The sequence below is a fragment of the Maribacter sp. genome, assembly GCF_039974175.1.
Taxonomy (GTDB): domain Bacteria; phylum Bacteroidota; class Bacteroidia; order Flavobacteriales; family Flavobacteriaceae; genus Maribacter_C.
This window is the reverse complement of the sequence record NZ_JBDWJN010000010.1, coordinates 618,824-638,397: the sequence shown is the minus strand read 5'-3', so window position 1 is coordinate 638,397 and position 19,574 is coordinate 618,824. Positions and strand designations below refer to the sequence as shown.

Annotated in this window: 23 protein-coding genes; 8 read left to right on the top strand and 15 right to left on the bottom strand. The window is 38.2% G+C overall.

Annotation, left to right across the window (positions count from 1 at the left end; all coding sequences use genetic code 11):
* Window positions 1-70 precede the first annotated feature (70 nt).
* On the bottom strand, window positions 71-394 hold the full coding sequence (locus tag ABJN95_RS11960) for a metalloregulator ArsR/SmtB family transcription factor (RefSeq protein ID WP_348370636.1): 324 nt from the start codon (window positions 392-394) through the stop codon (window positions 71-73).
* 229 nt (window positions 395-623) lie between these two features.
* On the opposite strand from ABJN95_RS11960, the gene ABJN95_RS11955 reads away from it, so the two are divergent.
* The 6 genes from ABJN95_RS11955 (at window position 624) to ABJN95_RS11930 (ending at window position 4,522) form a co-directional block, all read left to right on the top strand.
* The gene (locus tag ABJN95_RS11955; RefSeq protein ID WP_348370635.1) at window positions 624-1,163 is read left to right on the top strand and encodes an RNA polymerase sigma factor; all 540 of its coding nucleotides are present in this window, start codon (window positions 624-626) and stop codon (window positions 1,161-1,163) included.
* Window positions 1,163-1,705 carry a hypothetical protein gene (locus tag ABJN95_RS11950; RefSeq protein WP_348370634.1) on the top strand — a complete coding sequence of 181 codons (543 nt, stop codon included), beginning with the start codon at window positions 1,163-1,165 and terminating at the stop codon, window positions 1,703-1,705. Before ABJN95_RS11955 ends, ABJN95_RS11950 begins: the two co-directional genes overlap by 1 nt.
* Window positions 1,689-2,777, top strand: coding sequence for a hypothetical protein (locus tag ABJN95_RS11945; RefSeq protein WP_348370633.1), 1,089 nt, complete (start codon window positions 1,689-1,691; stop codon window positions 2,775-2,777). Before ABJN95_RS11950 ends, ABJN95_RS11945 begins: the two co-directional genes overlap by 17 nt.
* A 136-nt stretch (window positions 2,778-2,913) precedes the next feature.
* Window positions 2,914-3,594 (top strand): hypothetical protein, encoded by a 681-nt coding sequence (locus ABJN95_RS11940; RefSeq protein WP_348370632.1) that lies wholly within the window; start codon window positions 2,914-2,916, stop codon window positions 3,592-3,594.
* Window positions 3,584-3,760 (top strand): hypothetical protein, encoded by a 177-nt coding sequence (locus ABJN95_RS11935; RefSeq protein ID WP_348370631.1) that lies wholly within the window; start codon window positions 3,584-3,586, stop codon window positions 3,758-3,760. Before ABJN95_RS11940 ends, ABJN95_RS11935 begins: the two co-directional genes overlap by 11 nt.
* Window positions 3,761-3,799: 39 nt before the next feature.
* Window positions 3,800-4,522 carry a head GIN domain-containing protein gene (locus ABJN95_RS11930; protein ID WP_348370630.1) on the top strand — a complete coding sequence of 241 codons (723 nt, stop codon included), beginning with the start codon at window positions 3,800-3,802 and terminating at the stop codon, window positions 4,520-4,522.
* A 177-nt stretch (window positions 4,523-4,699) separates the two neighbouring features.
* Here the strand turns inward: ABJN95_RS11930 and ABJN95_RS11925 are convergent, their stop codons facing one another.
* A complete protein-coding gene (locus ABJN95_RS11925; RefSeq protein WP_348370629.1) occupies window positions 4,700-7,135 on the bottom strand; it encodes a TonB-dependent receptor in 2,436 nt (811 codons plus the stop codon).
* 292 nt (window positions 7,136-7,427) lie between these two features.
* Between ABJN95_RS11925 and ABJN95_RS11920 the strand changes: the two genes are divergently transcribed.
* On the top strand, window positions 7,428-8,501 hold the full coding sequence (locus ABJN95_RS11920) for a histidine kinase (RefSeq protein WP_348370628.1): 1,074 nt from the start codon (window positions 7,428-7,430) through the stop codon (window positions 8,499-8,501).
* A gap of 5 nt (window positions 8,502-8,506) precedes the next feature.
* The gene (locus tag ABJN95_RS11915) at window positions 8,507-9,229 is read left to right on the top strand and encodes a LytTR family DNA-binding domain-containing protein (RefSeq protein WP_348370627.1); all 723 of its coding nucleotides are present in this window, start codon (window positions 8,507-8,509) and stop codon (window positions 9,227-9,229) included.
* 7 nt (window positions 9,230-9,236) lie between these two features.
* Here ABJN95_RS11915 and hisIE read toward each other — a convergent pair whose 3' ends face one another.
* The 13 genes from hisIE to ABJN95_RS11850 all read right to left on the bottom strand — a co-directional run bounded on the left by hisIE (window position 9,237) and on the right by ABJN95_RS11850 (window position 19,569).
* Window positions 9,237-9,833 carry a bifunctional phosphoribosyl-AMP cyclohydrolase/phosphoribosyl-ATP diphosphatase HisIE gene (gene hisIE, locus ABJN95_RS11910; RefSeq protein WP_348370626.1) on the bottom strand — a complete coding sequence of 199 codons (597 nt, stop codon included), beginning with the start codon at window positions 9,831-9,833 and terminating at the stop codon, window positions 9,237-9,239.
* A gap of 4 nt (window positions 9,834-9,837) precedes the next feature.
* Window positions 9,838-10,548, bottom strand: a complete 711-nt coding sequence (locus tag ABJN95_RS11905) for an aspartate/glutamate racemase family protein (RefSeq protein WP_348370625.1) — start codon at window positions 10,546-10,548, stop codon at window positions 9,838-9,840.
* Window positions 10,549-10,558: 10 nt separating this feature from the next.
* On the bottom strand, window positions 10,559-11,314 hold the full coding sequence (gene hisF, locus ABJN95_RS11900; protein WP_348370624.1) for an imidazole glycerol phosphate synthase subunit HisF: 756 nt from the start codon (window positions 11,312-11,314) through the stop codon (window positions 10,559-10,561).
* Window positions 11,315-11,467: 153 nt separating this feature from the next.
* Entirely contained in the window at window positions 11,468-11,977 is a 510-nt protein-coding gene (locus ABJN95_RS11895) for a DinB family protein (RefSeq protein WP_348370623.1), read from the bottom strand.
* A gap of 2 nt (window positions 11,978-11,979) precedes the next feature.
* A complete protein-coding gene (gene hisA / locus ABJN95_RS11890) occupies window positions 11,980-12,729 on the bottom strand; it encodes a 1-(5-phosphoribosyl)-5-[(5-phosphoribosylamino)methylideneamino]imidazole-4-carboxamide isomerase (RefSeq protein ID WP_348370622.1) in 750 nt (249 codons plus the stop codon).
* A gap of 3 nt (window positions 12,730-12,732) precedes the next feature.
* Window positions 12,733-13,152 carry a GNAT family N-acetyltransferase gene (locus ABJN95_RS11885; RefSeq protein ID WP_348370621.1) on the bottom strand — a complete coding sequence of 140 codons (420 nt, stop codon included), beginning with the start codon at window positions 13,150-13,152 and terminating at the stop codon, window positions 12,733-12,735.
* A gap of 5 nt (window positions 13,153-13,157) precedes the next feature.
* Window positions 13,158-13,739 carry an imidazole glycerol phosphate synthase subunit HisH gene (hisH, locus tag ABJN95_RS11880; RefSeq protein WP_348370620.1) on the bottom strand — a complete coding sequence of 194 codons (582 nt, stop codon included), beginning with the start codon at window positions 13,737-13,739 and terminating at the stop codon, window positions 13,158-13,160.
* Window positions 13,740-14,879 (bottom strand): bifunctional histidinol-phosphatase/imidazoleglycerol-phosphate dehydratase HisB, encoded by a 1,140-nt coding sequence (gene hisB, locus ABJN95_RS11875; RefSeq protein WP_348370619.1) that lies wholly within the window; start codon window positions 14,877-14,879, stop codon window positions 13,740-13,742.
* A complete protein-coding gene (hisC, locus tag ABJN95_RS11870) occupies window positions 14,872-15,921 on the bottom strand; it encodes a histidinol-phosphate transaminase (protein ID WP_348370618.1) in 1,050 nt (349 codons plus the stop codon). The genes hisB and hisC overlap by 8 nt, the downstream gene beginning before the upstream one ends.
* A complete protein-coding gene (hisD, locus tag ABJN95_RS11865; RefSeq protein ID WP_348370617.1) occupies window positions 15,918-17,201 on the bottom strand; it encodes a histidinol dehydrogenase in 1,284 nt (427 codons plus the stop codon). The genes hisC and hisD overlap by 4 nt, the downstream gene beginning before the upstream one ends.
* Complete coding sequence (locus tag ABJN95_RS11860; protein ID WP_348370616.1) at window positions 17,201-17,647, bottom strand: GNAT family N-acetyltransferase; 447 nt, start codon at window positions 17,645-17,647, stop codon at window positions 17,201-17,203. The genes hisD and ABJN95_RS11860 overlap by 1 nt, the downstream gene beginning before the upstream one ends.
* Window positions 17,647-18,504 (bottom strand): ATP phosphoribosyltransferase, encoded by an 858-nt coding sequence (gene hisG / locus ABJN95_RS11855; protein WP_348370615.1) that lies wholly within the window; start codon window positions 18,502-18,504, stop codon window positions 17,647-17,649. The genes ABJN95_RS11860 and hisG overlap by 1 nt, the downstream gene beginning before the upstream one ends.
* A gap of 249 nt (window positions 18,505-18,753) precedes the next feature.
* Window positions 18,754-19,569, bottom strand: coding sequence for a prohibitin family protein (locus tag ABJN95_RS11850; protein ID WP_348370614.1), 816 nt, complete (start codon window positions 19,567-19,569; stop codon window positions 18,754-18,756).
* Between the last annotated feature and the right edge of the window lie 5 nt (window positions 19,570-19,574).

Below are 19,574 nucleotides of genomic sequence, written 5' to 3'. Positions count from 1 at the left end.
ATACGAATTTATAAAGAATCCTGATATAAACAAGTCCATTTTATATATTTTTTAAATGTGCTATGCCGGTTTAAATGCTTAACGCATTTGCAAAGTCCTTAAGCAGACTGGCATTTAAATAGTAGAAGGTAAACTTGTCTTTGCTCTCGGTGAGGAATAGCCCAGCCTCTTTCAAAATTTTCACATGCTGCGATATGGTAGATTGCGAGTAATCGAACATGGCTACCAGGTCTTTGTTGCACGTAATATTGTCTACACCTTTGCCATTATTCTTTTCAGCAAGATATCGTACTAAAGCTACCCGCAGCGGATGTGCAAGGGCATTGGCTACCTTGGCCACCTCATAGTCTTTATCATTGATGTATTCACTAGAAAGATCGGTTCGTATCCTCATGTTAAATCGTTTATATCAAATTTACGATTTAGAACGTAAACCTGCTTGCTTCTATACTTTTTGCTTAGACTCCTAGTATCAACAGGTTGGCCCAATACAAGAACCAGGTAGTTTACTAATGGACACTGTACCTTTTATTTTTTTCTTCCCTCGTGCAACTATCCTAACTTCGTATTGTCTTTAAAGATGAAGATAAGTAGTTGCGCAGGTAAAAACCCAACTGAATTTTTTGGAAACCGATATCCGTTTTACGCATAAGACACTTGTAGAAAAGTGCAAAGCTGGCCATCGTAGCTCGCAATACGAGCTATACGAGCTCTATGTAGATGCTATGTACAATATTGGCATGCGTATGCTGAACAATAAGGAAGATGCTGAAGATATCGTTCAAGAGAGTTTTGTTTCGGCTTTTAAAAATCTTGCAAGCTTCAATTATGAAAGTACGTTCGGAGCTTGGCTTAAACGTATCGTTATCAACAAAAGCATTAACTACTTAAAGAAAAAAGAGCTGCCCGTTGTACCCATAGATGTGCATGAATTTCATCTAAAAGAAGAGGTGCCAGAGGAAACAGAAGCCATTGATATCAAAAAAGTGAAGGCGGGAATAGCGAAACTACCGGCAGGGTATAAACAAATTATCAATCTATACCTGATAGAGGGTTATGATCATATTGAGATTGGTGAAGTATTAGGTATTAGCAATTCCACTTCGAAATCACAATACCACCGAGCAAAGAAAAAACTAGTAGAAATTATAACAGCATTGTAATGGACAATTTTGAAAAACACATACGAGAGAACGCCTCGGAGTTCGACGAGCACAAAGCAGACCGTTCGAAAATGTGGGCAAATATCTCCCAAGAGCTGGACGCTGAAAAATCAAAGGTGATTCTCCTTTGGAAATCACCAAAATTGCGCATAGCCGCTACCCTATTGCTCTTATTAGGCATAGCTGGGTTTATTGGACTACAAGTTGTTGGGTCTGGTTCATCGATAGAAACCCAGTATGCATCAAAAGAGCTTTTAGATATCGATATGCACTATAAAGGTTTGGTTTCTTATCAAGTACAATTGGTACAGAGTAATCCAAACTTATCGGAAGAAGATAAAACAGAGTTTTTGTCCTTTATGGATGAGCTAGACATAGAATACGAGCAATTGCGTTTAGAAATGCAAAACAATCTAGACAATGAGCGGGTCTTAGAGGCTATTGTTTCTAACTACAAACAACGTATTGAACTGATCGAAAAGCTATTGAAACAGATAAACGATTCTAAATTAAATGATGATGATTATGGATACACTTTGTAAAAAGCTACTCTTAGTGGCATTGGTGTTGCTTATCGGGCAGTCCGTTACGGCACAAGAAAAAGTATCTAAGAAGATAACAAAGACCTACGCGATGACAAATGCTGGCGAGTTGCAATTGGAAAACAAATATGGCAGTATCACCCTCAATGGATGGGATAAAGATGAGCTTTCAGTTGAAATATCAATTGCTGTAAACCATCGAAAAAAAGACAATGCCGAGGAGTTGTTGAAACGCATACAACCGATAATGCGGGAGGGTGATGATTTCGTTGCCTTAGGTTATGAGATTTTGGAGAAAAGTAGTGGGTGGTTTGCAAACTTTTTTGAAAAGGCAAATCCGTTTGACTATGACCGAAGTAATATTCAAATTGATTACACCATCTATATGCCTGCAAAGGCGGAACTGAAGCTAACTAATACGTTTGGCGATGTTGTTATTCAAGGATGGTCTGGAAGACTAAAGAGTCTCGTCGAGCATGGTGATATTTGGATTGGTGAAAACCTAAACAAGGCCGATATTACAATGCGCTACGGTAAGCTCCGTGCAAGAGACCTTAGCTATGGAAGTATCGACATCAAAAATGGAGAGCTCGATATGAGCAATTCAAAAAGTCTGCGCTTAAACAGTAGCGGCAGCGATATAACCTTGAATGCCATCACTTCACTTGAAATATATGCAAATAAAGATGAAATCACAGCTGAAGAGGTGCATACGATGTTTGGCAACTTAAAGTTCACCACGTTGGAAGTGGATCGTTTGTCCGATGAAGCTGACATGACGTTAAGAGTAGCTGAGTTTAGAGTAGCGGAAATTACCAATGCGAGTGCAGATATCGCTATAGAGCAAGAATCATCTGAAATCAGTCTAAACGTAACCAATTTTTCGCATCGATTTGATGCCACAATAGAACAGGGTCTTGTACGTTTGCCGAAATCTTTCGAAAATATCGATTCTAAGATGTTGGATAAAGGAAAGAAGCTGCGGGAAATCACGGCAACCTACGGAAACGATGCCAAGGGCCGTATTTCAATCAAAGGAAAAAAGGGCGTTGTGCTGCTCAAAGAACTGTAGGCTTTCTTGATGAAAGTCAATGTAAAAATCACCCCGAACGAAGAATTTAGCAGATGTATTTAAAATTTAACACGGGAATATGCAACTTTTCAAGAAATCAATTGTCTATCTAAGTAGTCAATCAAAATATAAGAAAATGAATAACCAAAAAAATAGTTTTTTCTTTTTACTACTCTTCACAACTTTCTTTGGGTTTGCACAAGAGGATAATACTACCGACCAGTACGTAACCTTTAACGACCGCAATAATGTGGTACACGGGGTGTACATCGGACTCAATTTTGCCTATGGAGAAATTGACAACAAAGACACCTATATGGGGGGACTCAAGATTGCCTATGTAGCCAATCAGCAGTTCGAAGTGGGTTTCGCTGGAAAATTCATCTATTCAGAACAAAATGTGTTTAACACCCAGACTAGGGAAAACGAAGATCTAATTGGAGGTTATGGAGGTTTACATTTAGAACCCATCCTTTTTAGCAAAAAAGCAGTAAATCTTTCTTTCCCCTTATTGATTGGTGCAGGAGCTGTTGGGTATGTAGATCGTGATTTAATACGAGCTGAGGAAGAAGTTAATCTTGATGAAAACGATATTGCTGTACTTTTCGTACTTGAACCAGGTGTAAGTGCACTTTTCAACATCAACAGATATCTTCAATTAGAAGCAGGAGTAAAATACCGTTTTTCAAACAAAATTGACCTTTTCGAGAGTCCGGTAGAACGTATCAATGGTTTTTCAGCCGGAATTGGAATAAAGGTGGGCGTTTTTAATTTGGGAAGAAACCGTTATAAAAAGAACATTCAAGATGAAGAATAAGACAAAAAGTACGCATCTATTTCATGCTGCAATTCAAACAAGGCATGTGTTTAATGAAAATGAACAAGTTTTTCTAAGAAAAGAATCTCTAGAAGAATTCTCTGAGTATGGAACCGTAGCCGAATGGTTCCCTACAGATTTTAAATGGGAGCCATTGCGCTTATAATATTTAGACTATACATCAATCACAATAAAATCAATCAAAATGAAAACAAAAGCAATTTTACTTGGACTCGTTCTGACCATAGGACTTTTAACCTCCTGTGACCACGATACCATTCGTGCATCGGATGCGGTAAGTTCTTTAGACTATTCAATTCCTGATTATGCTACCCTAGAAGTTTCCAACGCATTTAATACAACAGTTACTTTTTCAGATACGGAAGAAAGTATTCGAATAGAGGCCAATGAAAATCTTCACGACAGAATTGTGGTAAAAAGAGAGGGGAATTCATTAGTTATCCGTTTAAAAAAGTTTACCAACGTTCGTGGGAATGCTACTTTGAACGCCTACATCGTCACTAAAGATATTTCAAATTTCGATGTTTCAGGAGCCTCAAAAATTACCTTAGACAATCTTTGGGATAACCCTAACGGGCGCATTGAACTATCTGGAGCTTCAAATTTTACAGGCGAAGTGGCAGTTGACCGTCTGAATCTAGATTTGAATGGAGCCTCTCGTTTGGATATCTACGGAAGTGCAACTTCCCTAGATGCCGAGCTATCCGGTAGCAGTGATATACGTGATTTTGATCTAGCAGTGGAAAACGCAAAACTGGAAATGTCTGGTGCCAGTGAAGCGAATCTTTCAATTAGCGAATCCATTGATATTAGAGCTTCTGGAGCTAGTTCCTTAAAATTTAAGGGGAATGCTAAAATTACATACAAAAGACTTTCAGGAGCCTCCGAAATTGTAAAAATTGATTGATGATGATTGGTTAGATCATGGTTAGAAAGTGCTGTCATTGGTTATATGACAGCATTTTTTTTGGACATACTACGAGGCGTAAATCACTGCTTAGCGCTATCTGATAGCACGCAATAGTATTATGTCACTAGAATTTTTTTTAATGATTTGTGCATTCTCTTAGCATCGCCATACACATCACAATCTAGACTTCTCGCTGTCTGCACCTGATTTGCCCTTGGAGACCTTAACTTTTTTATTTCCAAAGCGATAGGTATAGCTCAATCTAAAAATTCGCGAGAAACCTGATTCCGGACTGTAGGTTCCATCAAAAACATCGCCAAATGCCTCTCGAGTGAGCGCTCCAACTTTAAAATTAATATCCATACTCTCAAAAATATCAGTGACTGTAAATTGTAGGCTGCTACCGTTTTTGAATTCTTTTTTTATCCCACCATTAAGTATACCAAAGCCTTCATTTCTAGTACTACCATTAAAATGTCTAGAGGTATACCAACCCGATAATTCCAATGAGAAGTTCGCAGGCAATCTCATGGTTTGGTTTCCATTAAAATTATAGTGCACATAGTCATGGGTTATCTGCTCGTCGGTATGCAATAATTGAAACTGCCTGATACCTATCGTACCATTAAAGTTAACATCCCACCAATTGGCAATACGAATTGGGATATTAGTCTGCACATCTATATTTCTTTGATATTTCAAATTTACAGGAGCAATCACCGCGACATTACTTTGTGCATTTCGTGTTATTTGAAAACGTGCAATAGGGTTGTTCTCACTAGAGGCTAATAAAGAGAGGCTAAAAGATTTATTGTTATAAGCTAGACTAATATTATCGGTTATCGCAGGGAGTAATTTTGGGTTTCCGCTAAACACTGAAGTAGGGCCATTGTACACTAAAAAAGAAGCCAAATCAGAATAATTAGGTCGTGTAATACGCTTGTTATAGGCGAGATTTAGAGCCGTAGTATCCGAAAAGGCATAGGTGACAAAGAATGAGGGGAATAGCTTTCCAAAGCTACGGTTTAAAGTACGTTCATCAAAAGCTTGGTCCCAATATTCGTATCGCAAACCTAGTTGTGCCTTCCAATTTTCATTGAAACTATAATCGGTCAGCACATAAGCAGCACCTATTGTTTCTCTATTCGAAATAGCACTTGCAAATCGGTCATCTGATACGAATTCTTCTCCTTGTAAAATTTCAATTCGAGCATCATTAACGGTCTTAGATAATGATACTTTTGTACCGCCCTCTATGGCTGCATTTTCATTCAAAGTATGCTTATAATCTAGTTTTATTACGCCAACATTGATGTCAGTTTCATTAAAGCCCCGGTTTCCATTATTATAAATTTCACTCTCAGGCTCAACAAGATTCCCGAATTCATCAAAATATGTACTATTTACCATATTTGGTGTTTGACTGTTATAATTGATATAATCTCCCGTTATCGTTAAACTATTTTGCGCTCCCATCTTTTCAAAATATACAGAGCTTGTTGAATTCTTTAGGTTTCCATTTCCGTTTAGGCGTATTCGAGCTTCTAAAAAGGGATTCGAAGTGAAATCATATAATCCTAAATTTTGAGTCATAATCAAAGGCCTTGATAGGTTAAACAATACACTCACACCAAGTGAAGAAGCTTCTGAGAGCTTATATTCATAGCCCAAATTGAGATTATGAGTACGATTTATCTGTTGTGTTCTGCTTGTGAAATCAATTCCCGTGCTTCCGCCTAAAACCGGAATTTCGGTTACTCCCCTACCACCAAAGCCACTATAGGTATCGTCATAAGAAAACGTATATGCCGTATATATTGTAGAACGTTCTCCACCATTATTTAGGGAAAGACCTGTTGTTTGCTTGAAGCCTTTGCCATAGCCTACACTTAAATTAATATTACCCTGCATACCCAAGGTTTCATTCTTTCGCATTACAATGTTGATAATACCGGCATTACCGTCTACATCATAGCGCGCTGATGGATTGGTTAACAATTCTATTCTTTCAATATTATCCGCACTCATACCATTGAGCATTGCAATCAAATCTGGTATGGGAATACGTTGTACCTTACCGTTAATCATAATTAAGGTGCCACTTTTACCATTTAACGAAAAAGTATTGTTGTATTGATCTAGAATAAAACCTGGTGAACGCTCTAATAGTTGCAAAGCGGTACTGCCTTGTGTCAACACACTTGATTGAACATTAATAATACTACCTTCTTGAGTTCGTTGTATCAATTTTCGCTGCCCTCGAATTTCAACACCTTGTAAGGTAGTTACCTCTTCAAGCAAAGTGATGATGTCAAAATCTTTTTTAAAGCTGGTACCTGAAATTCTAAATGGTTCAGAGTTCCAAGTTTTGAAAGACAATACATCTACACGAAGTATATACGTACCCGCATTCGTATAATCAATCATGAAATTGCCATCCTCATCACTTATTGCCCCTTTTTGTAAAACCGAGTCAGGAATGCTATAAACCATTACGTTGGCATAAGAGACGGGATTACCTTCAACATCCACTATAGAACCTGACAGTTGCCCAAGTAGCGGATTTACTGAACCCGCAAGACAAACTAAAAAAAGAAAACATGATTTCATAAATACGAATTTGATTGCAAGTAGCGGCAATCAAAATCATATCAAAAAAGAGAATGACATATGGACTTATTTAATTTACGACAGGAATAAATAACAGGAATTTAAAATGAGTTAGGGAAATATTGGTTTAACATGTATTTCGTCAATTATAAGCTACCTGACATCAAGTTATAAAGTGCTGTATTTGATAGTGAATGCTTGTGGTTGTATCTTGTAATTTGAATTCACTTTTTAAGGACAAATGCCCGTAAACACTTTACAACAGTTAGTCGCTCTTTTAGAACGATATAAAATGCATCACATTCTATTCTGGGCAGGATATCATTTTGCATGGTGGACCCTGTACTCAGGGAGTATATCAATAGTATTTGAATCATTAACCGAGCCTTATGGAATTGTAAAGTTTTTAGGCTACGTTGTTTTTCAGGCTTTAGGTGTTTATTTCTGTCTGTACTATCTTATTCCCAATTTTTTACAGAAAGGCAAATACCTTGTTTTCTTTTTCTCCACGTTTGGCATAATTGTGATCATGGCGGGTGTGATAACTGCAAATTACTATTTGGCCGCATTTATTGGAAACGCATCCGTTTACGAATTATTCAATATTTCTCCAGAAACTCCTGCAACTATATTTAAGAACAATGCATTCTCATCTTGCGTCGCCGCAACTACCCTTGGTCTAAGTATTAAGCTGACCAAAAACTGGATTGCTTCAGAAAAACGGAGAAACGCTGCCGAAAAGGAAAATTTGGCCACAGAATTGAAATTTTTGCGATCGCAGTACAATCCGCATTTCTTATTCAATACGATCAATTCCATTTTCGTTTTAATACGCAAAAATCAAGATATGGCATCGGATTCTTTGGCCAAATTTTCCGAATTATTGCGCTACCAATTATACCAATGTAACGAACCCGAAATTGATTTAGGTCAGGAAGTTAATTATATAAAGAACTATATTGAACTAGAAACCTTACGACAAGATTTGACTAAACTCGATTTGCAAGTCGCCTTGGATAGTTCAAATACAAACGGATTTCAAATAGCCCCATTTTTATTGATGCCCTTTGTTGAAAATGCTTTCAAACATGTTTCTCATTTCGGGGATTCAAGAAATTGGATCACTATCGGATTAAAAGTTTATGATAATAGATTACTATTGGATGTTTCAAATAGCAAACCTGAACTTGTCGTTAAAAATGCTATAGAATCTTCAGGCATCGGATTGGCCAATGTAAGGCGAAGATTAGACCTTTTATATCCTAATTCACATAAACTGAAAGTGCTGAAATCAATCAAAGATTATCGGATTTCTTTGGAAATAACATTGGAAAGACACGTGTCTGAAAACAGTAAAATTGCCTAGTCGAAATGATAAACTGCATTGTAATTGATGATGAACCTTTGGCACGTGAAGGCATTATAGACTATATTGAAAAAACAGATTTTTTAAAGTTAATCGGTGAAGGCGCAAATCCGACACAAATTCATAAACTATCTGGTGTCAATACCATAGACCTTCTATTCCTCGATATTCAAATGCCAATTATGACCGGACTTGAATATCTCAAGAATACGTCCCAACGCCCTATTGTTGTGCTAACTACCGCCTATCCAAGTTACGCGTTGGAAAGCTTTGAATTAGATGTGCTAGATTATCTTGTAAAACCGATAACATTTAGTCGATTCTACAAATCAGCGGTAAAAGCCAAAGACTACTTCCAACTTAAGAACAAAAGCGTTGAGGAGGTCGAAAACGATAGTTTGACGTCCTACTTCTTTATCAAATGCGACAATGTATTTGAAAAAATAAACATTGATGATGTGGAGTATGTGCAGGCGCAACAGAACTATGTTGTTTTTAATACTGGCGAAGACAGCTTTATGACCCTAATGCCATTAAAGCGGGTTTGGGATATTCTACCCCATTCAAAATTTATTCAAGTACACAAGTCTTTTATTGTTTCCATTGAAAAGATAAAGACCCTAGAAAAATCACGTTTGCATCTTTCAAAGGAAATTATTCCACTGAGTCGCAATCATAAAGTAAAGGTTCATGAAATTGTCCTTGCAAAAACACTTATGAAGAAATAAACATTTCTTAGTGCCTCCCTTCCAAATTCTTGACCACATCATTTAATGAAAAACCTTTGGCCCGCAATAAAATGAGATAATGAAACAATAAATCAGCGCTTTCGTTTAGAAACAGATCGTCATTGTCGTCTTTTGCCTCGATAACGGTTTCAATCGCCTCCTCACCTACTTTCTGCGCAATCTTGTTGATACCTTTTTCGAATAGTGAAGCTACATATGATTCGCTGCTGTCTGATGAGGTTCTTCTTTCCTCTATCACCGATTCCAGCTGTGATAAGAACCCAAAGTTAGCGGTGTTTTCATCATTCCAGCAGGTATCCGAACCTTTATGGCAGGTTGGCCCCACCGGGTTTACTGAAATCAGCAAGGTATCACCATCACAATCATTTTGGATCTTCACCAAATTCAAAAAATTACCACTTTCCTCCCCTTTGGTCCACAAACGTTTTTTGCTTCTACTAAAAAAAGTAACCTTTTTAGTTTCTTGAGTCTTATCAACTGCTTCCTGATTCATATAGCCCAACATCAGCACATTCTTGGTTTGCGCATCTTGTATAATGGCTGGTACAAGTCCGTCTGGACTTTTATTAAAATCTATTTCCATAGTATTACTGAGTTTGTGTCATTTCGGCCAAGGCAAATTGCACAGCGGCCTTGGCATGAATTTTAGTGGTATCAAAAACCGGAATATTGCAATCTTGAGCTTGAATCAACAAGGGAATTTCAGTACAGCCTAAAACAACACCTTCCGCTCCTTCTTCCTCCGATTTTTTGATGATTTCCACATAGGCTGCTTTTGATTCCTTAGCAATAATTCCTTTGGCCAATTCAGTGTAGATTACTTGGTGTACACTATCTCTATCATCAACCGATGGTATAAGCACATCAATACCGAACTGATTTTTTAAAATATCCTTGTAAAAGTCGAGCTCCATAGTATATTTTGTACCAAGCAGCAATACCTTTTGAATGCCTTTATCTTGAATGGCCTTTCCTGTGGCCTCAGCAATATGCAGCAAGGGAATATTTGTATTGGCTTTAATCTTATCTGCCGACAGGTGCATGGTATTGGCACAAACTAGAATAATATCGGCGCCTGCGAGCTCTAGACTTTTTGCAATATCGGCCATTTGGGTATGCAGGGTTTCCCACTCTCCTGCTCCTTGTTTAGCAGAAATATCTGCAAAATCAACCGATTCTATTAAACACTTGCAAGAATGTTTTCCGCCCAGGGCTTCTGATACCATGGTATTCAGGTAATCGTAATAGAGTTTGGTAGATTGCCATGTGATTCCGCCTATTAAGCCAATTTTTTTCATATGCTCCGTTTTATAACCTAACAGGAATTCCATTGTCTCGCAATTCCTCTTTCAAATCTTTAATTTTTATCTCCTTAAAATGAAAAACACTTGCAGCCAAGGCGGCATCGGCCTTGCCCGCTACGAATGTATCTGTAAAATGTTGTGTATTTCCAGCTCCACCAGATGCAATAATAGGAATATTCAGTTCTGTTGATAATCTAGCCAATGCTTTATTTGCAAATCCGTTTTTCGTACCGTCATGATCCATGGAAGTAAAAAGAATTTCGCCGGCACCACGGTGCTCAACTTCCTTAGCCCAGTCGAACAAATCAAGGGTAGTTGGAACCTTACCCCCTACCAAATGAACAAGCCATTTTCCTTCGCGTTGTTTGGCATCAATGGCAACTACAATACACTGCGAACCAAATTTAGCGACCAAATCATTTATCAGTTGTGGATTTTTGACCGCTGAAGAGTTTATCGAAACTTTATCTGCTCCGTTCTGCAAAAGTACATCAACATCTTCTACCGAAGATATTCCTCCGCCCACAGTAAATGGAATGTTGACCTTTTCAGCAACATGGTATACTAAATCGGCAAGGGTCTTTCGTTTCTGCTCTGTGGCTGAAATATCAAGAAATACCAGTTCGTCTGCACCTTCTCTGCTATAGATTTCCGCTAATTCTACGGGGTCACCAGCATCTCGTAAATCAACAAAATTGACTCCTTTTACGGTACGACCATCTTTGATGTCTAAACAAGGTATGATTCTTTTGGCTAACATAAAATGGGGTTTGAGGTTGGAGGAAGGACGTATGAGGGGTTTAAGAATTCTAAACTGAAACCAAATGAACCTAGCATTTTCTGATTCTTAGTTGTAATTCTTGCACGACTTTTCTTTTCCTTCATAACTCGCATATGGTAAAACACTATTTATTTATTCGTTTTTTATATTTAAATCCATACCATCATAGAACCCTAAATCTGTATTTTTTAACTGCTTCGTCCAAAAGGCGATTTGGCCCGTATGATAGGAATAGTGTTCAACAGCATGTAAAACTACTCCAATTCCCGAAAAATAAAATCCTTGAACCTCTCGCTTTCGAATAAACTGCGCTACCGAAGCATCATTGATAACGCGCTTAGCTATGGCAACGGTTTCTGTTAATTTTTGAAGCAATTCTTCTTTAGTGTATCCAGATTCCGTTGAAAATTCCATATCGCGTTCTCGGGCATCTAGGGTTTCACCTAAGGAGGAAATTACATACTGAGTAATATTTCCACATAAATGCAAAATCAAATTACCTACACTATTTAGTGATGCATTCGGGCGTTTCCATATATCTTCTTCGGAAAGCTGATCTATTGAAATGGTATTCATTCGTGTACTTTCATCCAATCGATATAGTGCATTTTGAACAAATTCTTCTCTTATTTTTTCTTCCATACTTATGTACTTAAAATATACCCCTCCAACTGTTTTAAACCTATTTTGTTTTCGTAGATGGCTTTTCCAATAATCGTTCCTTCACAACCAATTTCAGCCAATTTAGGAAGTTCAGCGAAGGTTGATATGCCTCCAGAGGCGATAAGTTTGAGCTCCGCTACAACGCTGGTCGAAGTGACAGATGAAGCCTTCACAATTTTTTCATACAAATCAAAAGAGGGCCCATCTAACATCCCATCTTTACTAATGTCTGTACAAATCACATATTGAATTCCCTTTTCTTGATACCACTTGATAAAGGGAAGCAATTCTTCATCAGATTCCTCTTGCCAACCTGAAACAGCTACCTTTTCATTTATCGCATCTGCGCCAAGAATAATTTTATTTGCGCCGTACGTCTCAATCCAACTGACAAACCTTTCTTGGTCTTTTACAGCTATACTACCACCTGTAATTTGATGTGCACCGCTTTCAAATGCGATTCTCAAATCGTCATCGGTTTTTAATCCTCCTCCAAAATCTATTTTTAAGCTGGTTTTAGATGCAATCAGTTCTAAAACCTTATGATTGACAATGTGTTTCGACTTGGCTCCATCTAAATCTACCAAATGCAAATGCTGTATTCCGTGAGATTCAAACTCTTTAGCTACCTCTAGAGGATTCTCATTGTAAATCTTTTTGGTGTTGTAATCTCCTTTAGACAGGCGAACACATTTACCTTCAATAATATCTATGGCTGGAATAATTCGCATGGCTTACTTTAGTATTTGTTTATCTTTCGACATATATAATTGCGAATTCCCAACCCTTTGAAATCCGTATTTCTCATAAAATGAATGCGCATCTTTGGTTTTTAAAGTAATGGTCTGAAGGCTTTTGATGGCATCATGTTGCAACATAAATTCGACAAGCTTCTTACCTAGACCCTTGCCTTGATATTCTGGGTCGATAATCACATCCATAATATTGCCGAAAAACACAAAATCAGTAACAATTCTGGCGAAACCAATTTGTTGCTTGGCGTCAGTATACATGCCGAAACAAAAGGAGTTCTCCACAGTTTTTTTTGTTTGTTGTATGGTGCGTTCCTTTGCCCAATACGATTTTTCGGTCATGTAATCATGAATGAAATCAATATTGAGCAAATTCTTTTGTGTTGATATCGTAACCTCCATATGCCTTATAGCTCCAAAAAGTTTTTCAAAATTTGAACTCCAACTGCGCTACTCTTCTCAGGGTGAAACTGTGTTCCATAAAAATTATCTTTTTGCAAGGCGGCACTGTACTTCAATTCATAATCTGACTCTGCAATTGTAGCATGACATAAAGGAGCATAATAACTATGTACCAAATAAATATGTTCCTTCTCGTCTACGGCATTGAACAAGTCTGAACGTAGGTTAGTAATCTGATTCCAGCCAATTTGCGGTACTTTTACCCTATTGGAAAACCTTACCACATTGGTATCAAAAATGCCGAGTCCCTTCGTATTTCCTTCCTCCGATGAATTGCACATCAACTGCATGCCAAGGCAAATTCCCAATACGGGTTGTTTCAGCTCAGGAATGATTTTATCTAATCTGCTTGCCATAAGTTTTCGCATGGCACTACTGGCCTCTCCAACTCCTGGAAAAATTACCTTGTCCGCATGTTGTATCTCTTTGGCATCTTTACTTAAAACAGCTTCATAGCCTAAGCGTTGAATGGCGAACTTGATACTTTGAATATTTCCGGCACCGTAGTCTATAATTACAATCTTCATCTATAATACACCTTTGGTTGAGGGTAAGACCATCTTTTCAACATCGCGCTTCACTGCCATTTTAATAGACTTAGCAAAGGCCTTAAAAATCGCTTCTATTTTATGGTGCTCATTAGTACCTTCGGCCTTGATACTCAAGTTGGCCTTGGCTCCGTCAGTAAATGACTTAAAGAAATGATGAAACATTTCAGTTGGCATATCGCCTACTTTTTCTCGTTTGAAGTCAGCCTCCCAAACGAGCCAGTTTCGTCCCCCAAAATCTATGGCAATCTGAGCCAAGCAATCATCCATAGGCAAACAAAAACCGTAGCGTTCTATTCCCAATTTGTTGCCCAATGCCTTATGGAAAACTTCTCCTAGTGCTATGGCCGTGTCTTCGATAGTATGGTGTTCGTCTACAGCCAAGTCGCCGGTAACGTGAATATCTAAATCCATTTGACCATGGCGTGCCAATTGGTCTAACATATGATCAAAAAAGGCAAGACCTGTATGTATGCTACTTTTGCCTGTTCCATCTAAGTTCAATCGAATTTTAATATCCGTTTCATTTGTCTTTCTGTGGATTTCAGAAGTTCTGTCATTTAACTTTAGGAACTCATAGATTTTTTCCCAGTCATTATTTTCGAGAACAATTATCGAATCAAGTTCGTTACGCTTTACGGTGATCTCATCAGTTCCCAGATTCGTATTGTCATTGATGAAAATGCCTTTAGAACCAAGGTTTTTAGCCAGTTCCATATCGGTTAGTCTATCGCCAATTACAAATGAATGCATCAAATCATATTCCGCTGAAAAGTATTCAGTCAATAAGGCTGTTCCCGGCTTTCTAGTAGCGGCATTGTCTTTAGGGAAAGTTCTATCTAAAAACACTTTATCGAAAATCACACCTTCATTCTCAAAGGACTTTAAGATGAAATTATGCACAGGCCAGAATGTATCTTCAGGAAAGACATCGGTACCTAGCCCGTCTTGGTTGGTAATCATAACCAGCTCATAATCTAGCTCCTTCGCAATCTTCCCTAAAAATGTAAAGGCTTGCGGATAGAATACGATTTTCTCAAAGGCATCAATTTGTTCATCGGCGGTCTCTTGTATAATCGTACCATCTCTATCGATAAAAAGGACTCTCTTTTTACTCATTGCTAATCTCTTTTAATACTGCTATCAATTTTTTATTTTCTTCGGGAGTTCCAACGGTAAACCGCAAGGTATTTTTGCATAAAGCCTGAGTACTACGATTTCGGATAACAACACCCCTTCCTAAAAGCTGTTTATACCGTTTATTGGCATCATCGACTTTAACCAAAATAAAGTTTGCATCAGTTGGGTATATGGTATCAACAAAAGAAAATTCCGCTAGAGCCAGCCTAAGTTTGCCTCTTTCATGCAGAATTTTCGCAACCTCTTCCCTCACTTTTTTCGTTGCCAAAACACGTTCTAAGGCCTTTAGTTGTGTTAGGCCGTTGACGTTGTATGGAGGTTTGATTTTGTTTAAAACCTTTATGATTTCGCTTGATGCGATACAGACTCCCAATCTGATTCCTGCCATCCCATAGGCCTTAGAAAGCGTTTGGGTTACCACCAAATTAGGAAAATCAGCCAATCTTGATGTCCAACTTTCATTTGGTGAAAAGTCGATATAGGCTTCATCTACTACAACCAAGCCATTGAAATGTTCAAGTAAGTACTTGATTTTTTCATCAGAAATGCTATTGCCCGTAGGGTTATTGGGTGAGCATATAAAAAGTAATTTTGAATTCGCATCAACCCCCTTCAAAAGGGCCTTTACATCGGGCTGAAAGTTGTCATTCAATACGAATTCACGATTATTTATAGCGTTTGTCGCCGCTAACACCTTGTACATTCCGTAGGTTGGGGGCAATGTAATTACATTATCTTCTTTTGGTTCACAGAAAGCTCGAAAAAGCAAGTCCAATACTTCATCACTACCATTGCCCAAAAGAATATTCTCAGTAGCAACTCCTTTTTGATCGGCCAAAACAGCCTTCAAACTTCTTTGCTGCGGGTCTGGATATCGATTTACCCCATTCTCAAAGGGATTCTCATTTGCGTCAAGAAAAACCATTGCAGAGCCATCGGAAACATATTCATCACGTGCTGAGGAATACGGCTTTAAACCTTTTACATTTTCTCGTATTATTTTTTCTAAACTAAAACTCATTTCAAACTATTCAATCTTAGGGTCACTGCATTTTTATGCGCTTGTAAACCCTCTGCTTCCGCCATTATTTCTATGGCATTACCTATTTTTTGTATCCCTTCTTTACTGATTTTCTGAAAAGTCATACTTTTCATAAAACTATCCAGATTGACCCCGCTGTACTGCTTGGCATATCCATTGGTAGGCAAGGTATGATTCGTTCCTGATGCATAATCACCTGCGCTTTCGGGAGTGTAATTACCAATAAAAACAGAACCAGCATTAAAGGTGTTGTCTATATAAAAATCTTCATTCGCTACACAAACGATATAGTGTTCTGGCCCGTATTCATTGATCAAATCAATAGCAGTTTGGTCATCTTCAACATATATCAACTTGCTATTAGCAATTGCTTTTTTCGAAATTTCCACTCTTGGTAGTTCTTCTATCTGCTTTTCAACCTCTTTCTCAACTGCAGCAATCATTGTTCTTGAAGTGGACACCAAAATCACCTGGCTATCAACACCATGCTCGGCCTGACTCAGTAAGTCTGAAGCTACAAAGGCCGCTTCGGCAGTATCATCAGCCACTACTAACAATTCGCTAGGGCCTGCAGGCATATCAATAGCCACTCCATACTTTGTTGCTATTTGTTTGGCCACAGTGACATATTGATTTCCTGGGCCAAATATTTTATAGGCCTGCGGTATGCTTTCGGTTCCAAAGGTCATACCCGCTATGGCCTGAATTCCTCCGACTTTGAATAATTTAGTCACCCCACATAAAGCTGCTGTGTATAAAATAGCGGGATTTATTTTTCCCTCAGAATTTGGAGGTGAGCATAAAACGATCTCTTGGCAGCCAGCAATACTTGCTGGCAAAGCCAACATCAAAATTGTAGAAAATAAAGGCGCAGTACCGCCAGGAATATATAGTCCTACCTTTTGAATTGGCCGTTTTTCTTGCCAACACTGTACTCCTTTAGAAGTCTCTACTTCGATTTTCTCTGTTTTTTGAGCTTGGTGGAAGCGCTCTATGTTCTCTTTTGCCAACTGAATGGCACTTTTTAGGGTATCTGAAACTAAGGAGCTCGCTTCGGCTATCTCCGAATCTGTAACTTGGAAAGTATTCAAGGTTACCCCATCAAATTTTTGGGTGTATTTAGTGAGAGCACTATCGCCGTTCTTTTGAACTTCCTGAAAAATAACACCTACGGTAGCCTCGATATCCGCAACCGTCTGAGTTGGACGCTGCAAAATCGACTTCCAATCTGCTCTATTTGGATTGTATATCTTATTCATTAATCAATGTCTTCAAATTGCATAAAATAGTGATATGCTAAGGGTTTGTACCCCTGCCTCTCCCAAAATTTTTGGCCTTTTTCATTGGAAACATAACAATTCACCTCAGATCCTTCACATCCAATATCCTTTGCGTATTGAAACAAAAAATCCATCATAAGTTGTCCGACGCCCCGATTGCGATATGCTTTTTTTATAAAAACGTTATCAGGTTCGACATGTTTGCCGGCATAGAGTTTATTTAAAACCCAAAGGCCACAAATACCTATAAGTTCAGGGCCATCATAAACACCTATACACTCATACCCGCCCATGGAAATCATATTATCTAGTCGCTCTTTTAGTAGCGGATAGGCAATACTGCCGTTGTTCAGCAAATCAACTAGCGGAAGAATAGATTCTAGCCTGTTCTCTGGAATGAGTTCTATTTTAAAATCGCTATTCATTACAGCACCATCTTTTCAATAGGACAAACCAAGATTCCTTCCGCACCGGCCTGTTTCAATTCATCAATAACTTCCCAAAACTTATCTTTGTTGATAACAGTATGTACCGAACTCCACCCTTCCTCAGCTAAGGGTAACACCGTTGGGCTTCGCATTCCAGGGAGTAGGGCAATGATATCGTTAAGCTTGTCGTTCGGGGAATTCAATAACACATACTTCGATTGTCGAGCCCGCAAAACCGATTGAATACGAAATTGAAGCTTTTCAAGCAATACTTTTCTTGTTTCCGAGATTTTTGGTGAAACAGCCAAAACCGCTTCACTTTTTAAAATTACCTCGACCTCTTTTAAGTTGTTTTTGAACAAAGTACTTCCGCTTGATACAATATCACAAATGCCGTCTGCAAGCCCAATATTGGGTGCAATCTCTACAGAACCACTTATTATGTGCAAATCTGCTGCAACGCTATTCTCCTTCAAATAGTTTTTAACCGTATTGGGATAGGATGTGGCAATACGCTTTCCATTAAAATCATTGACGGAGTTGTACGCTATGGCTTTTGGAATAGCCAATGATACTCTGCATTTAGAGAAACCCAGTTTCTCAGCAACGGCTATATCTTCTCCCTTTTCAATCAAAACATTCTCCCCTATGATGGCAATGTCTACTACTCCGTCTCTTAAATACTGCGGAATATCTCCATTTCGCAAATAGAAGACTTCCATGGGGAAATTTCGTGAAGAGGCTTTTAATTGATCTTTCCCATTGTCAATTGATATACCACAATCTTTTAAGATTCGTAACGAATCTTCATTAAGTCTGCCTGATTTCTGGATGGCAATTCTAATTTTTGTCATTTGTTGTTAATTGGTGTTTAAGGCAATCAAAATGGTCTAAAAACAAAACCCGCTTGATTTCTCAAACGGGTTATAAATTATGTTGTAATACTACAATACATTTTTACCTCGCTTGAGCGCAGTGGTAAACATGATGATGTGTATTTTTATTTTTCATTATGCTGTAAAAGTAAACTCTATTTACGAGTTATCAAAAGAAAAGTTAGAAATGAAACAAAAAGTTTTCAATTTAGTTTGACTTTCAACATCTTAGTTATTTCCTAAAATCAGGGGTAAACCGGCATCGCCACCGCCAACCACGATCACCTTAGAATTTGGAGATTGTGACAATTCTAAAGTGGCATCAATACCTTTATCTTGCAAGATCTTGTCAGTTAGCGAAGCACTTAAAATTCGGTTTGCATCTGCCTTACCCTGGGCTTCAATTCGAACCTTGTCAGCCTCTTTTGCTGCCGTAACCAAACGGAACTCATATTCTAAAGATTCTTGTTCTTGCTTCAACTTTCTTTCGATTGCCTCTTTAATTGTTGGAGGTAAGGTAACATCACGAATTAACACATCGTTTAATTGTATGTATTGGTCATCCACAATTTTTTTGGTCTCTTCATAAATCTCAACTTGTATTGCATCTCGCTTGCTCGAATATAATTGCTCGGGAGTATACCTGCCTACCACGCTACGAGCGGCAGAACGAATTGCTGGTAATAAAATACGCTCCTTATATTGCTCACTTTTCTCTTGATGCAACTTTCCTAAATCGCTGTACTTGGGTTGAAACCAAGTTGAAGCGTCAAGCTGAATATCCAAACCATTTGATGAAAGTACTTTCATTTTTTCAAATACTTCTTGCTGACGTACTTCGTAGACAAAAACATCATTCCATGGTGCTACAATATGAAAACCTTCGCCCATAGGTGGTTTATCGGTAACGACACCTCCACCAAATGTTTTATACAGTACTCCAGCCTCACCTGAACCTATGGTGACAGCCGATTTAGTAATTAAAATAACTAATGCAATCAGTATAAATACTACTGGTAATGCAACTTTTGGTAATTTTTCCATTGTGT

What these genes read in the sequence shown, in the direction of transcription:
- hisB (WP_348370619.1), bottom strand. Translation starts at nt 14,879, where the DNA reads ATGAGTAAAAAGAGAGTCCTTTTTATCGATAGAGATGGTACGATTATA.
- ABJN95_RS11940 (WP_348370632.1), top strand. Translation starts at nt 2,914, where the DNA reads ATGAATAACCAAAAAAATAGTTTTTTCTTTTTACTACTCTTCACAACT.
- hisD (WP_348370617.1), bottom strand. Translation starts at nt 17,201, where the DNA reads ATGAATAAGATATACAATCCAAATAGAGCAGATTGGAAGTCGATTTTG.
- hisC (WP_348370618.1), bottom strand. Translation starts at nt 15,921, where the DNA reads ATGAGTTTTAGTTTAGAAAAAATAATACGAGAAAATGTAAAAGGTTTA.
- hisH (WP_348370620.1), bottom strand. Translation starts at nt 13,739, where the DNA reads ATGAAGATTGTAATTATAGACTACGGTGCCGGAAATATTCAAAGTATC.
- ABJN95_RS11960 (WP_348370636.1), bottom strand. Translation starts at nt 394, where the DNA reads ATGAGGATACGAACCGATCTTTCTAGTGAATACATCAATGATAAAGAC.
- hisA (WP_348370622.1), bottom strand. Translation starts at nt 12,729, where the DNA reads ATGCGAATTATTCCAGCCATAGATATTATTGAAGGTAAATGTGTTCGC.
- ABJN95_RS11925 (WP_348370629.1), bottom strand. Translation starts at nt 7,135, where the DNA reads ATGAAATCATGTTTTCTTTTTTTAGTTTGTCTTGCGGGTTCAGTAAAT.
- ABJN95_RS11915 (WP_348370627.1), top strand. Translation starts at nt 8,507, where the DNA reads ATGATAAACTGCATTGTAATTGATGATGAACCTTTGGCACGTGAAGGC.
- ABJN95_RS11905 (WP_348370625.1), bottom strand. Translation starts at nt 10,548, where the DNA reads ATGAAAAAAATTGGCTTAATAGGCGGAATCACATGGCAATCTACCAAA.
- ABJN95_RS11930 (WP_348370630.1), top strand. Translation starts at nt 3,800, where the DNA reads ATGAAAACAAAAGCAATTTTACTTGGACTCGTTCTGACCATAGGACTT.
- ABJN95_RS11895 (WP_348370623.1), bottom strand. Translation starts at nt 11,977, where the DNA reads ATGGAAGAAAAAATAAGAGAAGAATTTGTTCAAAATGCACTATATCGA.
- ABJN95_RS11950 (WP_348370634.1), top strand. Translation starts at nt 1,163, where the DNA reads ATGGACAATTTTGAAAAACACATACGAGAGAACGCCTCGGAGTTCGAC.
- ABJN95_RS11860 (WP_348370616.1), bottom strand. Translation starts at nt 17,647, where the DNA reads ATGAATAGCGATTTTAAAATAGAACTCATTCCAGAGAACAGGCTAGAA.
- ABJN95_RS11885 (WP_348370621.1), bottom strand. Translation starts at nt 13,152, where the DNA reads ATGGAGGTTACGATATCAACACAAAAGAATTTGCTCAATATTGATTTC.
- ABJN95_RS11945 (WP_348370633.1), top strand. Translation starts at nt 1,689, where the DNA reads ATGGATACACTTTGTAAAAAGCTACTCTTAGTGGCATTGGTGTTGCTT.
- hisIE (WP_348370626.1), bottom strand. Translation starts at nt 9,833, where the DNA reads ATGGAAATAGATTTTAATAAAAGTCCAGACGGACTTGTACCAGCCATT.
- hisF (WP_348370624.1), bottom strand. Translation starts at nt 11,314, where the DNA reads ATGTTAGCCAAAAGAATCATACCTTGTTTAGACATCAAAGATGGTCGT.
- ABJN95_RS11850 (WP_348370614.1), bottom strand. Translation starts at nt 19,569, where the DNA reads ATGGAAAAATTACCAAAAGTTGCATTACCAGTAGTATTTATACTGATT.
- hisG (WP_348370615.1), bottom strand. Translation starts at nt 18,504, where the DNA reads ATGACAAAAATTAGAATTGCCATCCAGAAATCAGGCAGACTTAATGAA.
- ABJN95_RS11920 (WP_348370628.1), top strand. Translation starts at nt 7,428, where the DNA reads ATGCATCACATTCTATTCTGGGCAGGATATCATTTTGCATGGTGGACC.
- ABJN95_RS11935 (WP_348370631.1), top strand. Translation starts at nt 3,584, where the DNA reads ATGAAGAATAAGACAAAAAGTACGCATCTATTTCATGCTGCAATTCAA.